13 protein-coding genes are annotated in these 12,008 nt (G+C 49.3%); 7 read left to right on the top strand and 6 right to left on the bottom strand.

Going from position 1 to position 12,008, the window contains the following annotated elements; genetic code table 11:
• Window positions 1-561: 561 nt before the first annotated feature.
• From TW77_RS24530 to TW77_RS22915, 3 genes are read right to left on the bottom strand one after another with little or no spacing between them, the layout of a single operon-like run.
• Window positions 562-1,128: a hypothetical protein gene (locus tag TW77_RS24530; RefSeq protein WP_052713328.1), complete on the bottom strand. Its 567-nt coding sequence runs from the start codon at window positions 1,126-1,128 to the stop codon at window positions 562-564.
• Window positions 1,129-1,131: 3 nt separating this feature from the next.
• The gene (locus tag TW77_RS22920) at window positions 1,132-2,292 is read right to left on the bottom strand and encodes a M48 family metalloprotease (protein WP_046007291.1); all 1,161 of its coding nucleotides are present in this window, start codon (window positions 2,290-2,292) and stop codon (window positions 1,132-1,134) included.
• A gap of 3 nt (window positions 2,293-2,295) precedes the next feature.
• Entirely contained in the window at window positions 2,296-3,003 is a 708-nt protein-coding gene (locus TW77_RS22915; RefSeq protein ID WP_052713327.1) for a hypothetical protein, read from the bottom strand.
• Window positions 3,004-3,148: 145 nt separating this feature from the next.
• On the opposite strand from TW77_RS22915, the gene TW77_RS22910 reads away from it, so the two are divergent.
• Window positions 3,149-3,952, top strand: coding sequence for a VOC family protein (locus tag TW77_RS22910; protein WP_046007290.1), 804 nt, complete (start codon window positions 3,149-3,151; stop codon window positions 3,950-3,952).
• Window positions 3,953-3,973: 21 nt separating this feature from the next.
• Here the strand turns inward: TW77_RS22910 and TW77_RS22905 are convergent, their stop codons facing one another.
• Entirely contained in the window at window positions 3,974-4,699 is a 726-nt protein-coding gene (locus TW77_RS22905; protein WP_082079022.1) for a transporter substrate-binding domain-containing protein, read from the bottom strand.
• A 124-nt stretch (window positions 4,700-4,823) separates the two neighbouring features.
• Between TW77_RS22905 and TW77_RS22900 the strand changes: the two genes are divergently transcribed.
• The 3 genes from TW77_RS22900 (at window position 4,824) to TW77_RS22890 (ending at window position 8,274) form a co-directional block, all read left to right on the top strand.
• Window positions 4,824-5,489 (top strand): SDR family oxidoreductase, encoded by a 666-nt coding sequence (locus TW77_RS22900; protein ID WP_046007289.1) that lies wholly within the window; start codon window positions 4,824-4,826, stop codon window positions 5,487-5,489.
• A gap of 77 nt (window positions 5,490-5,566) precedes the next feature.
• Window positions 5,567-5,938, top strand: coding sequence for a hypothetical protein (locus TW77_RS22895; protein WP_046007288.1), 372 nt, complete (start codon window positions 5,567-5,569; stop codon window positions 5,936-5,938).
• Window positions 5,938-8,274 (top strand): fatty acid cis/trans isomerase, encoded by a 2,337-nt coding sequence (locus tag TW77_RS22890; RefSeq protein ID WP_046007287.1) that lies wholly within the window; start codon window positions 5,938-5,940, stop codon window positions 8,272-8,274. The genes TW77_RS22895 and TW77_RS22890 overlap by 1 nt, the downstream gene beginning before the upstream one ends.
• A 33-nt stretch (window positions 8,275-8,307) precedes the next feature.
• Here the strand turns inward: TW77_RS22890 and TW77_RS22885 are convergent, their stop codons facing one another.
• Window positions 8,308-8,949, bottom strand: coding sequence for a peroxiredoxin-like family protein (locus tag TW77_RS22885; RefSeq protein ID WP_046007286.1), 642 nt, complete (start codon window positions 8,947-8,949; stop codon window positions 8,308-8,310).
• 141 nt (window positions 8,950-9,090) lie between these two features.
• Here TW77_RS22885 and TW77_RS22880 point away from each other — a divergent pair, with 141 nt between their 5' ends.
• Complete coding sequence (locus TW77_RS22880) at window positions 9,091-9,711, top strand: dUTP diphosphatase (protein WP_046007285.1); 621 nt, start codon at window positions 9,091-9,093, stop codon at window positions 9,709-9,711.
• On the opposite strand, the gene yrfG is transcribed toward TW77_RS22880, so the two are convergent.
• Window positions 9,712-10,368, bottom strand: coding sequence for a GMP/IMP nucleotidase (gene yrfG / locus TW77_RS22875; RefSeq protein WP_046007284.1), 657 nt, complete (start codon window positions 10,366-10,368; stop codon window positions 9,712-9,714).
• 61 nt (window positions 10,369-10,429) lie between these two features.
• On the opposite strand from yrfG, the gene nudE reads away from it, so the two are divergent.
• Window positions 10,430-10,993 (top strand): ADP compounds hydrolase NudE, encoded by a 564-nt coding sequence (nudE, locus tag TW77_RS22870; protein ID WP_046007283.1) that lies wholly within the window; start codon window positions 10,430-10,432, stop codon window positions 10,991-10,993.
• Window positions 10,993-11,790, top strand: a complete 798-nt coding sequence (gene cysQ, locus TW77_RS22865) for a 3'(2'),5'-bisphosphate nucleotidase CysQ (RefSeq protein WP_046007282.1) — start codon at window positions 10,993-10,995, stop codon at window positions 11,788-11,790. The genes nudE and cysQ overlap by 1 nt, the downstream gene beginning before the upstream one ends.
• Window positions 11,791-12,008: the final 218 nt, after the last annotated feature.

Genomic DNA, 12,008 nt, shown 5'->3' with positions numbered 1-12,008 from the left:
TTGCAACTATCGTTGAGTAATCAACAGTAGTGATGCAATAAGCATTGTAAAAAAGGTCACCTCGGTGGCCTTTTTTAATGTCTGAAATATGAGAAAAGTAGCGGGTTCAGTTAAACTTGCTCACTTCACTTTGCGCAAAGGAAATGCCAGTGCAAGCACTGTGTCATTATCCTTTGCACGATAGGTGGCGCTCTCTACAGGGTAATGTAGGTGCTAGTTGCAACTATCGTTGAGTAATCAACAGTAGTGATGCAATAAGCATTATAAAAAAAGGTCACCTCGGTGGCCTTTTTTAATGCCTGAAATATGGATAGTGAATTTGAGGTAGTGAATGATCTAATCTACCACGCTTAAATTTGTAGTGGTTGAAGTTCTAAGTTTTGTGGTTCGTGCAGGCAAAGAGTTTCGTGAAGGCTGCAGGCAGGCTGTTAGTGCTTGAATAACTCGTGTTGACTTGATGTGCAGGGCAGTTAAGCGATTGTGTTTGAAACCATAGTAATTTTTTGGGGATATAGGTGCACGACAAAGCAGGGCTACTTTTAGCCCTGCTCGCGCCGTTCTTTAAATGATGATGCTATCGAAGATACTGTTGATCTCTGCTTGGTGCTTTTGTGCATAGTGCAGGCTTGGTGCAACGTACATGATGACATACAGCTTGTCATTTTTTGTGGTTAGTAAGGCATCGACAGATTTCTTCAGACCGTGTTCCAGAAAATACGAAAGTTGTAACCGAAACGCAATGTCGTCGCCCAGTTCAACCGGCGCCATGTTTTCTGTTGTGACGGAGATTTTACCACCATGGCTGTTTTTCAATGAAGTTTTAATAAATTCTTCCAGCTCATTTGGCAGCATCCCTGTCTTAAATGAGGGAAGAGGAAGCTCTTTGTTGTGTGACTTAAAGATACTCTCTCCTTCGTTGATATTGCCGATGATGTAAAGTTCATTCAGGCCCAGGCCATCTTTGGTCCATAGCTCCGATTTTTTATGCTGATTGAACCCTGCTTTATTCCAGGTACTGGTGGGTGTCAAGGTAATACCATGTACCGTTGTTTGTTGTGACTTGACGAGTTTGAAAGCTGCACATGCATTAAGCATCAGTAGCATGGAAATAATTAGTAGTTTTTTCATTTTTTATCCCAGAGATTTTAAATAATATTTGATCATGGCTTTGTCTTTTGCTTGGGGAACCCTTTCCAGGTAGTTCATAAAGTGTGCTTTAGCTTGCTCTTTATCTTTCTTCTTTAGATACAGATATGCCAAGTGCTTGAACGCTTGAGGTGGTGAATTCGGGCTTTGAATTGACGCTTGGTAATATTCCAGTGCTTTGTCGGTATCACCATCTTGTGCGCGCTTGCGGTAGAGCTCACCAAAAAAGAAATCGATCTTTTCTTTTGGGTAGCCCAAGCTACTATGTCGTTGCAGGAGTATTTTGGTTTGTTCGTGCTCTTGCAGATCAACATGGTTTTTCATGAGCTTAAAGTAATTGGTTGATAGCAACTTAAACAGCGGCTCAGATTGTGACTCGGGCTTAGGCAGGGCCTTAAGTTTGTCGGCATGAGCAAGCAAATATTCACTTCTTTCCTTTGAGGGCGGGTGGCTTGCCCAGAAAGACCAGCTGGAATCTTTGCTTTGATCTTGTTCTCTTTCTTCAAGAACACGCTGCCAAAGCTCACTCGCCGCTTTGGGGTTATATCCAGCTTTGTGCATTAGCTCTGCACCCATAATGTCAGCTTCTTTTTCATGAGTGCGGCTGAAGGCGGCACCGCTACCTGACATCGCCAGTGTCGCAACACCGTACACACCTGTTATTGCTGCAATCCCTGTGTCTAATAATACGGCTGCCCAGGCTGAGTTTTGTGCACTGCGCCATTGCGCTATCTGGTGCGCACGAAGAAAGTGCGCAATTTCATGTCCAAGTACAGCTGCTAATTGAGCTTCATTCTCTACCCTTAATAACAGACCGGTCCAAACATGCATCATACCATTAGGGTACATTGAGGCATTAAAGTGAGGGTTATCAATTATATAGACCCTGATCGAAGCACAGTATTCTCCTGCGATTTTGCAAATCATACTGTTTACATAGTCGTTGAGTGCAGCATCTCTGACTAAGTAGGGAGAGCTTTTAATATCTGCTTCAATCTGATTGACCTTGTACCAAAACCCTCCCTCGTCACTAGACCAGTCCGGTTCATACTTGGTGTCTATGGTAGGAGCAAATGTTAGCTCAGAGGCTTTTACACTGTGCATACCTGCAGCCGTCAGCAGTATGATAAAGGCGAGACGTAGCATGATTTAGCCTGCTGTAGGGAAGCTGTCTAGCAAGTTTGTAACTGACTTTTGCGCAGCTTTTGGTGTACGTAGATCGCCTGTAGTGCTTACCAGTCGATTGAACCAAACAATATCGCCACTGTTCAGATCCACAAGCGAAGCAAAGCCTACCTGCGTGCCACCTGCGACACCTACACCCGCGAAAGCAGCTAAAAACTGCATTGCCTTTCGTCCAGCACTAGCGTAACTGTCCCGAACAAAAACGAAGAGCGCATAGTCGGCACCGGTTTCTTTTGCCAGTGCTTGTGCATCTTTACCCAGACTCCAGTCAAACTCTTGCTTTTTAGTCGGCAGTGGTTGGTGCCCTAAGTGATGTACAAGCACAGAATAGCCGACCGCCTCATGCAACTTCGCTAACTGATAGCTTGTCGCATTTGGATCAGTATTAGTTGTTTCGTACTTTGAACTGTTAGCATTTTTGCTGGCCATAATGTCGGCAATCGAGTTGGTCATATGCTCTTTTGCATTTTCAGTCCAGTCTGCCTTGGTTTCCAGAAAGCCCAGTGCAGATAGCTCTGATAGTTCAACATCAAGCGGCATCAGTAGTATTTTAGAATTTGCATTAGTTTGCGCTTTTAGTTCAGTTGTTCCAGCATATTTCTTAGTGTTTGCACAACCCTGTGCCAACAAGAAAACACTAATAAGTACAATTGTGAGTAGTTTTTTTATCATTTTTGGTACCTTTAATCAAAACTGTCACAAAATATAATATTCATTAATAATTTGCAATGAAATGTAAGATTTTGTTGGGCTGGCTTTTTGGTGTTTATTTGCTAGGTTTAATTGCTGAATAAACAGTTATTTCAAGGGTTATGACATGGCGCGAATAAATCCCCCTAAAGCGCTGGCGTTTTGCTGGGCAGAGCTTTGCACCAGCAATTGGCAGGAGGCGAAAGCCTTTTATACACAGCTATTTGACTGGGGCTTTGATGATCAGCCAATTGGTGAAGGCGCGTATTACACTATGCTGCAAAAGCACAGTGACGATATTGCCGCTATGTATCAGATGATGCCGCAGCAGAAAGAAGCGGGTGCGCAGAGTCAATGGTTGAACTACATTGCAGTCGACAACGTGGATGAAATGGCAGAGCGAGCCGTCGCACTCGGCGCAGAGATTATTGCTGGTCCACATGATGTGCCGTCAGCGGGCAGAATGGTGATGTTGCGAGAGCCGGCTGAGGGGGCACATTTTGCACTGTGGCAGGCAAAAGAGCATCCCGGGTGCAAGCGTGAGCTCGAAGCCAATGTGCCCTACTGGTTTGAGTTAGCGACCCGTAATAGTCAAAAAAGCCGGGCATTTTATAGTGCCTTACTGGGTTGGCAGGCGCAGGATAAGCCTATGGAAGGTATGGACTATGTGCTGTTCAGTGCACGCGATACAGTGGTGGCGGGTATGTTGCAAATGAGCGAAGAGTGGGGAGACGAAATCCCCGCCCACTGGATGACCTACTTTGCTGTGCTGGATTGCGACGCCATGGCTGAGAAGGTCCGCACGTTGGGCGGGCAGGTGTGCGTGCCACCTACGGACATTCCTCAGGTCGGCCGTTTTGCGGTGATCACCGACCCTCAGGGAGCCGTTTTTTCAATTATTCAGTCTGTTATGCATGACATTGAGCCATAAATCGGCCTGGTGATATGCGTTTCAGTCTAGTGAGATAAGCTGCCCCTGACACTGTGAAAACGCATTGTGTAACCGTTCTGCATATTGCTTTAGCTGCCCGCTTTGGCTTATCGCTTTAATTTGGGCGCTGAGCTTGGGCACCAGGGCCTGATGCTTTTTATGGACATAATGATAAATGGTAAAAGTGCGCGCTGACGCCGCTTTACTGTAGAGGGTGGAAAGCCCAGATTCACACAAAGAGCCCAGGGCGTATTTATCGGTGGCCAAGATGCGACTGACGCGTCCGCGGCTCAGGGCCTGATAGGCCGAAATGTCATTCTGAACCCGATTGCAATTGAGCTGGCGCTGTTCACAAAACCACACCGTGATGAGATTGCCTGCAATGATCGCCAGATCGGTTTCATGGGCCAGATCACAGTACTGTGGATCGGTGCACAGTAACATTAACCTGAGTTCACTGAGTGGCACGGGCACGGCAATTAAGTTGTCATAGCGTGCGCCAATTAAGTCAACGCGCCCGGCTTCCGCATCCAGCTCTGCGTCATTGACCAGTTGCAGACCCCGCTCGCTTGGTAAAAACTCAAATTCTGGCTGGATCCCCAGTGGCGCATAAATGGCGCTGAACATAGCGATGATTTGCTGCTGCCCGAGGCTGTAAGACAAGGCTTCACTGACGTTAATGCGATAGGTGTTGGCATCAACAACCGGCAGCCATAGCAGAGTGAGCAGGATCAGGGTTCGTGGCAAGAGTCTATTCCCTTTGTGTGACCTTCTTTAAAGGTAGCAGAACCTGGCGAGGCTGAAAGAAATCACCACAATCTATACAATGGGGCTCTGCTACGAGCGTAAACAAAGCAAAAAGGAGAAAGGTATGTCAAAGCATGTGGTGATAACAGGGGCCAATCGTGGCATTGGCCTGGAATTATGCCGACACTATTTAGCAGCCGGAGATCGGGTTACGGCAGTGGTACGCAGCGCATCCGATGAGTTGCAGTCGCTGGATGTTACTGTGATTGCGGGTATCGATGTCAGCATTGAACAGGATATTCGCGCCTTGTCAGCCAAACTTGGCGAGCAGAGCATTGATATTCTGGTCAATAACGCGGGCATTTTTCACAACGAAACCCTGCAACAGATGGATTTTGCGACGCTGGAGCAGCAACTTATGGTTAATGCTGTTGCGCCGGTTCGGGTGACGCATGCATTGCAGCACAATCTGGTAACAGGTGCAAAAGTGGCGATGATCACCAGTCGAATGGGCTCCATTGCAGACAATGGTTCGGGTGCGTACCTTGGTTATCGTATGTCGAAAGCGGCGTTGAATGCAGCAGGTGTTAGCCTGGCGCATGAGCTCAAACCTCGCGGTGTGGCCGTAGCATTGTTGCATCCCGGATTTGTTCAGACTGAAATGGTCAATTATGCCGGAGATATATCACCCGCAGAAGCGGCACTGCGCTTGGTAAAACGTATCGATGAGTTGACGCTGGAAACCAGTGGCGGGTTCTGGCATTCAAATGGCGATCGTCTGCCCTGGTAAGCATGAAGCGGGGCATCTGTGATGAGCAAAGTTGTGCTAAACTTCCCTCAGGTATTTGCATAAATGAGCTATTTTTCATGGAACTTCAAGAAAACACCCCGCTTAACCTGCCGTTATTTAAACTGGATGACAATCTGGCCGAGCGTGATATTGAGCAACCGGATCTGACCTTAGAAGTCATTCTGGATGCCAACCTGCTGGCCAATCTGTGCCAGAACCCGGCGCCTGAGCAAAGTGTTAGTATTCCACTTGAGGGTTATCAGATCAGTAATATTGAACAGCAGGTGGCTGAGATCCTGAGCCAGGGACATCAGGCGCAGTTGCTGCTTAACCACGGTCCAGTACTGAGCGCCGTGTTGAGCTGCGAAAGCCAGACCGTCTTTGTTTCGCCACCAATGGAAATGATGCCCACGTTTGATCTGGGGCTTGACGACGAAGAGGACGCATAATGCGCAGATCCGGCTGGATACTGGTTGGCATTGTCGTTTTCTTGAGTGGCTGTGTGGCACTGGGCGTCAACCATTACGATGATTTGTTTGGGCCGCAGCAGCCACAGCAGCGGATACAAGACCCATCGGCACAAAAGAGTGCTACTTATCTGAGCGACATCAAACCTATCCTGGATACCCGATGTGTGGTGTGTCACGGTTGTTACGATGCGCCTTGCCAGCTTAAACTGAGCTCGCCCGAGGGCATTGATCGGGGAGTGAGTAAAACTCGTGTGTATGATGGCACCCGCTTGCTGGCCGAATCGCCAACCCGCTTGCTGTTTGATGCGCAAACCACGGCCGAGTGGCGCGACAAGGGCTTTACCCCCATTCTCAATGAGCGTGTGCAAACTGAATATGCCAACCTCAATGGCAGCGTGTTGTATAACAGTCTGCTGCTCAAACAGACGCAGCCGTTTGCCCAGCAAGGGTTGCTGCCGGATCACTACGACTTTTCATTAGACCGGGCACAGACCTGCCCAACCATGGATGAATATCCGGACTATGCCAAGGAGCAGCCCCATGCCGGTATGCCTTATGGTTTGCCAGCGCTGACCAGCAGCGAATTTGCCCAGCTGACTGACTGGATCAAACAAGGCTCGCCCATGAGCCAGATTGCGCCACCGAGTGAGGCTGAGTTACAGAGCGTGGCGAAGTGGGAAAGCTTTTTAAATCAGGACGACAATAAAACGCGGCTTGCTGCACGGTATATTTACGAGCACTGGTATCTGGCGCACATCTATTTTAATCGCCTGGATAAACAGTCATTTTTCACCCTGGTACGCTCCAAAACGCCGCCGGGTGAACCCATTGAGCTGATCGCAACGGTCAGGCCATTTGATGACCCTAAGGTCGCACGGGTTTATTATCGCCTGATGCAGGTGCGCGGCTCCATTTTATCTAAAACCCATATGCCACTGGCACTGAATGACGACAAACTGGCGCGTTTACAGGCGCAGTTTATTCACAGTGAATATGAGGTGGCACAGTTACCGGGTTATGACCCTAAACTGGCTGCTAACCCCTTTAAAGTGTTTGCGGCGATCCCGGTTAAATCGCGCTATCAGTTTATGCTCGATGAGGCTGAGCTGATCGTTAAAGGCTTTATTAAAGGCCCTGTGTGTCGCGGTCAGATAGCGCTGAACGTGATCAATGACCATTTCTGGGTGGCCTTTGTCGACCCCGAAAAAAATGCGTCGCCCGCTGTGGAGCAGTTACTGACCCGACATGACGACGACCTGCTTCTGCCCGCGGCTGAGCAAAGCAATGTATTGCCACTGTCGAGCTGGGCGAAATATGCCAAGCGTCAGCACGATTATCTGGAAGCGAAAACGGCCTTGTCGGATAAGTTGTTTGCCGATGGCAAGCGCCTGAACCTGGACCTGATCTGGCAAGGAGACGGGCACAATCAAAATGCAGCGCTGACCATTTTCCGCCATTTTGACAGTGCGACTGTGGTGAAGGGCTTTATCGGGCAAGAACCTAAAACCACCTGGGTACTGGATTACGCCTTGTTTGAACGGATCCATTATCTGCTGGTTGCGGGCTTTGATGTCTATGGCAACATAGGTCATCAATTGGTGACCCGGCTGTATATGGACTTTTTGCGTCTTGAAGGCGAGCAGAACTTCCTCAATTTGCTGCCGCTGAGCCATCGCCAGGCTATCAAGCAGCACTGGTATCGCAAGTCGCACCTGAGCCTCAGTGAGTTTATTAACCGTAAGTCATTACTGGGTGCGCCTTCTGGGATCCGCTACCACAGTGACGACCCGCAGGCTGAACTGTACGACATGCTCAAAACGCATCTCAAAGCTGTGCTGAATGAAGCCTACGACTACACCGCTGTGCCAACGGCGTTGCAGCCCCTTAATGCCTTGCCGGTTGAGGCGATTAATCAGTTACCTCAGGTATCGTTTATTCTGGCTGTCGATGCCAGTGGCGCGCATCAGCCTTACACCCTGATCCACCACAATGCGCACTTTAATATTTCCAGCTTGCTGAACGAGGAAGGTCAGCGGGCCTATCAGGAAGATACCGCGACTTTGGTCCCCGGGTTTATTGGCGATTATCCTGAGGCCATCTGGCATTTGCCAAATCAGGCGCACATCGACGCCTTTGTGCAACAGCTGAGGGAGGTCCGCACTGAGTCGGATTACCGCACGCTGAAAGCGACCTTCGGGATCCGCAGAACGCATCCGCAGTTCTGGCAATACAGTGATTTATTGCACCGTATTGCCCGTGAAACTCGGGGTGTGGAATATGGTCTGTTTGACTACAACCGACTGGAAAACAGGTAACCAATGGCGGGCCTGGCTCGGGCCCGCCGGATATTATTTTAGATTACTGGCGGCACGGACCGCGGCCAGCAGCACGCTTTCTTCCAGACGTACTTTGTAATTAGGGTTAGCATACTGAAACTGCACCAGACCCGCTTTATCAATCACAAAAACCGCGGGCACTGGCAGCGCCACCCGGCTTTTGCCATCCAAATCTACAAACTGCACGCCCATCCGGTCGCGATAGGCCTTAGCGGTTTTGTCATCCAGGTAATACGCCAGTCCCAGCGCCTGGGTTAACGCCAGCTGGTCATCGGAGAGCAAGCGATAGTTAGGTGAACTGATATTGCTTTTACTCAGTGCCTGCGGGCTGTCAGGAGAAACCGCCACTATCTGTGCGCCCAGCTCGACTATTTGCTTTTCAATTTTCTGCAGCCCAGCTAACTGGCGTGAGCAATACGGGCACCAGCCCCCGCGATAGACCACCAATACCGTAGTCTTGTCTTGATAAAGCTTTGCTAAATCCACCGCTTTGGCGTTGTTGTCCTGAAGGGTTAAAGTCGGCGCCGTCAGGCCTGGCAGTAAAGGCGCAACCTGCTCCGGATGCTCACTAATGTTAGTGGCTTGCGCAGCAGACGCAGAAAAGGACAGCAACTGGGTAACAGTCAGTGTTAACGCAATAAGTATGGATCGCATGTAAAACCTCAAAAATAGATGTATGAACCCTATTAGAACGGGGCAGCGCAGAAAAGCTTTCATTGTGGCTCATCGTGGTAATTATGCCACTGTGTGGGTATCATAGCGCTTTGACTGAATACACAGAGTGAGAGCGCAAATATGTCTGCGAATAGTGCGAAGCTGGTTGTGATGCTGGAAATGCAAAACGCCATGAATACCAAAGTGCATGAGCAATGGTTCAGCCAGGGGTTTGAATGGTATCGCGCCATCTGGGTTGAGTGTGCAGAAATGCTGGATCACTATGGCTGGAAGTGGTGGAAAAAACAGACTCCGGATACTGAGCAGGTGATCCTGGAGTTGGTTGATATTTTTCACTTTGGTCTGTCTTTGCGCATCGATGGCGAAACAGCCTATGAGGCGCTGGCGGCACAGCTGGAGAACGAGCTGGCACAACCTTTATACGCTGAAGACTTTAAGGCAACACTGGAAGTGCTTGCTGCTTCAGCAGTGGGCGACAAAACCTTCAATGCGGCCGCCTTTGCCGGATGTATGCAGCAAATTGGCATGACCCTGGATGATTTATATCGCGGTTACGTGGGTAAAAATACCCTGAACTTCTTCCGTCAGGACCATGGTTACAAAGATGGCAGCTATATCAAACAGTGGCACGGCAAAGAAGACAACGAGCACCTGGTTGAAGTGGTGAAAAGCCTGGACACTGAACATCCAGACTTTGCTAAGCTTGTTTATCAGGGCTTGCAGGCGCGTTATCCGGGATGATCAGCTGATCGGCAGTAACGTGCGATAGTCGCAAATGGCCGGGTAATCAGTGATCTCTTTATGAGGTTGCTGGCTATCCGGATTCGCGATGGCCAGTAGGTGGCCAATGCCATACTCTTTAGCCGCAGCCAAGACCGCCAGGCTGTCATCGACAAACAAAGTCCGCGTTTTATCAAACCCCAGATCCGCCTGAACCTGTTGCCACAGTTGCTGGCTTTCCTTACTAACACCATAGCTATGGGTGGAGATAAGTTTATCCAGATACTGGTCAAACTGGGTGCGCTCGATTTTGAGGCTCAAACTGTCTGGGTGCGCATTGGTTAACAGGATCAGCTCTTTACCCGCATCTTTCAGTGCCTGCAAAAATGCCGGTACGTCTTCTCGGATCGAAATTAAGTGTTGGATCTCGCGCTTAAGCTCCATGATGGGTAACTGCAGCTGTTGTTGCCAGTAATCCAGGCAATACCATTCTATCTGTCCCATAACGGCTTCGTAGCGCGCGAGAATATCGGCGCGGGCTTGCTCCAGCGTCAGGCCTTGTTTGACGGCATGGGCTTTAGGGATCACGTCCAGCCAAAAGTGATTATCAAAATGCAGGTCGAGTAAGGTGCCATCCATATCCAGCAACACAGTATCGATCTTTGACCAATTTAACATAGGCATTTACCTGTAAAGGCTTTATGATGAGGTTAATGGCCATGATAGCAAAATAATCTCTATGTCACAGAAAAAGCACCCAATTCCCCCTGAGATATTAGCCTCTGAGGTTGTCGCAAAAAGTAAGCTCTTTACGGTAGAATCCCTGTCGCTGTCATTTTCTAATGGCGAGCGCCGCGAATATGAACGAGTTCGTGGCGGCGGCCGGGGAGCTGTGATGATAGTGCCCATATCGGCCGAAAATGAGCTACTCTTAGTAAGAGAATATTGCGCGGGGACGCATGATTATCAGCTTGGTTTTCCAAAAGGGCTGATTGATCCGGGCGAAACCCCGATTGAAGCGGGCAACCGTGAGTTAAAAGAAGAAGTTGGCTTTGGCGCTCGGCAGTTTTGTGATCTAAAAACGTTATCACTGGCACCCAGCTACTTTAACGCCAGAATGCATATACTGGTGGCGCAGGATTTATACCCGGAGCAACTCACGGGTGATGAACCTGAACCATTGGTAGTGGTTAAATGGCCTCTGGCGCAATGGCAGGCATTACTGAGCCAGAGCGATTTTACCGAAGCCCGCAGTGTCGCCGCGCTGTTATTACTACAACAGTACCTGACAACGGAGGCTTAATGCAGTCATATTTAGAGCCCTGTATCACCCTGGCTGAGCAGGCGGGGCAGGCGATCATGGCCATCTATCAGCAAGACGACATAGGGGCACGGGAAAAGTCCGATCATACGCCGGTGACCGCCGCGGATCTGGCGGCAAATGAAGTGCTGACAGCCGGGCTGCAAGCGCTGGCCCCGGACGTACCAATTATGTCTGAAGAAACCCCCATTCCGCCGCTGGAAAGCCGACAACACTGGCAGCGTTACTGGTTGCTGGACCCAATGGATGGCACCGGTGAGTTTATTCTGGAAAGCGGCGACTTTGCGGTGAACATTGCCCTGGTCGAAAACAATCAGCCTGTACTTGGGGTGATCCACTGGCCCGCTAAAGGTGTGACCTATTTTGCGACTCACCAGGGTGGAGCATTTAAGCGCACCGACGGGCGTGATGAGCCAATCTCGGTAGCGCCGAAAGGCACGCTCACTTTGGCGGTCAGCCGCAGGCAAAAAATTGAGGCGGTGAGCCAGTATCTCAACAGCCAGTTTGATACCGTGGCACTGGGCTCGTGTTCGCTCAAGGCCTGTATTGTGGCCGAGGGGAAAGCCGATTGCTTTTTACGTGTTGGGCCAACAGGTGAGTGGGACACCGGCGCTTCTCAGGTGATTGTTGAAGAAGCGGGTGGCTGCATTACCGATGCTGAATTTAACCCATTGACCTACAATCAAAGAGAAAGCACAGAAAACCCTGACTTTATCGTGATGGGCCATCCCGATTGGCAGTTCCAGAAGCTGATCAACCCGCACCAAAGAGAACAATAGTCTGTCGGTTAATTTGGTCGGCAAGACAATAAGTGTCATAAAAGGGCGTTAAAATAGGCTCGTTTGCTTGCTTTTTGAGCGGTTGACGCCCTTTTCTTGATTAAAACCTTGCAATAAAAATCTAATTCTATATTATAGCGACCTCTTAAAGAGTTAGGGCAAATTAAGCCTCAATAAGTACTTTTTAGGTGCTTCGCTCAGTAGAAGTAAAACACTGA

The organism is Pseudoalteromonas rubra, from assembly GCF_000967655.1.
GTDB lineage: Bacteria > Pseudomonadota > Gammaproteobacteria > Enterobacterales > Alteromonadaceae > Pseudoalteromonas > Pseudoalteromonas rubra_A.
Note: the sequence above shows the minus strand (reverse complement) of the source record. Positions and strands in the feature narration are given on the sequence as shown.

Bases quoted from the DNA above. Each gene is read 5' to 3' on its own strand.
- TW77_RS24530 (WP_052713328.1), bottom strand. From the start codon at position 1,128: ATGAAAAAACTACTAATTATTTCCATGCTACTGATGCTTAATGCATGT.
- TW77_RS22920 (WP_046007291.1), bottom strand. From the start codon at position 2,292: ATGCTACGTCTCGCCTTTATCATACTGCTGACGGCTGCAGGTATGCAC.
- TW77_RS22915 (WP_052713327.1), bottom strand. From the start codon at position 3,003: ATGATAAAAAAACTACTCACAATTGTACTTATTAGTGTTTTCTTGTTG.
- TW77_RS22910 (WP_046007290.1), top strand. From the start codon at position 3,149: ATGGCGCGAATAAATCCCCCTAAAGCGCTGGCGTTTTGCTGGGCAGAG.
- TW77_RS22900 (WP_046007289.1), top strand. From the start codon at position 4,824: ATGTCAAAGCATGTGGTGATAACAGGGGCCAATCGTGGCATTGGCCTG.
- TW77_RS22895 (WP_046007288.1), top strand. From the start codon at position 5,567: ATGGAACTTCAAGAAAACACCCCGCTTAACCTGCCGTTATTTAAACTG.
- TW77_RS22890 (WP_046007287.1), top strand. From the start codon at position 5,938: ATGCGCAGATCCGGCTGGATACTGGTTGGCATTGTCGTTTTCTTGAGT.
- TW77_RS22885 (WP_046007286.1), bottom strand. From the start codon at position 8,949: ATGCGATCCATACTTATTGCGTTAACACTGACTGTTACCCAGTTGCTG.
- TW77_RS22880 (WP_046007285.1), top strand. From the start codon at position 9,091: ATGTCTGCGAATAGTGCGAAGCTGGTTGTGATGCTGGAAATGCAAAAC.
- yrfG (WP_046007284.1), bottom strand. From the start codon at position 10,368: ATGTTAAATTGGTCAAAGATCGATACTGTGTTGCTGGATATGGATGGC.
- nudE (WP_046007283.1), top strand. From the start codon at position 10,430: ATGTCACAGAAAAAGCACCCAATTCCCCCTGAGATATTAGCCTCTGAG.
- cysQ (WP_046007282.1), top strand. From the start codon at position 10,993: ATGCAGTCATATTTAGAGCCCTGTATCACCCTGGCTGAGCAGGCGGGG.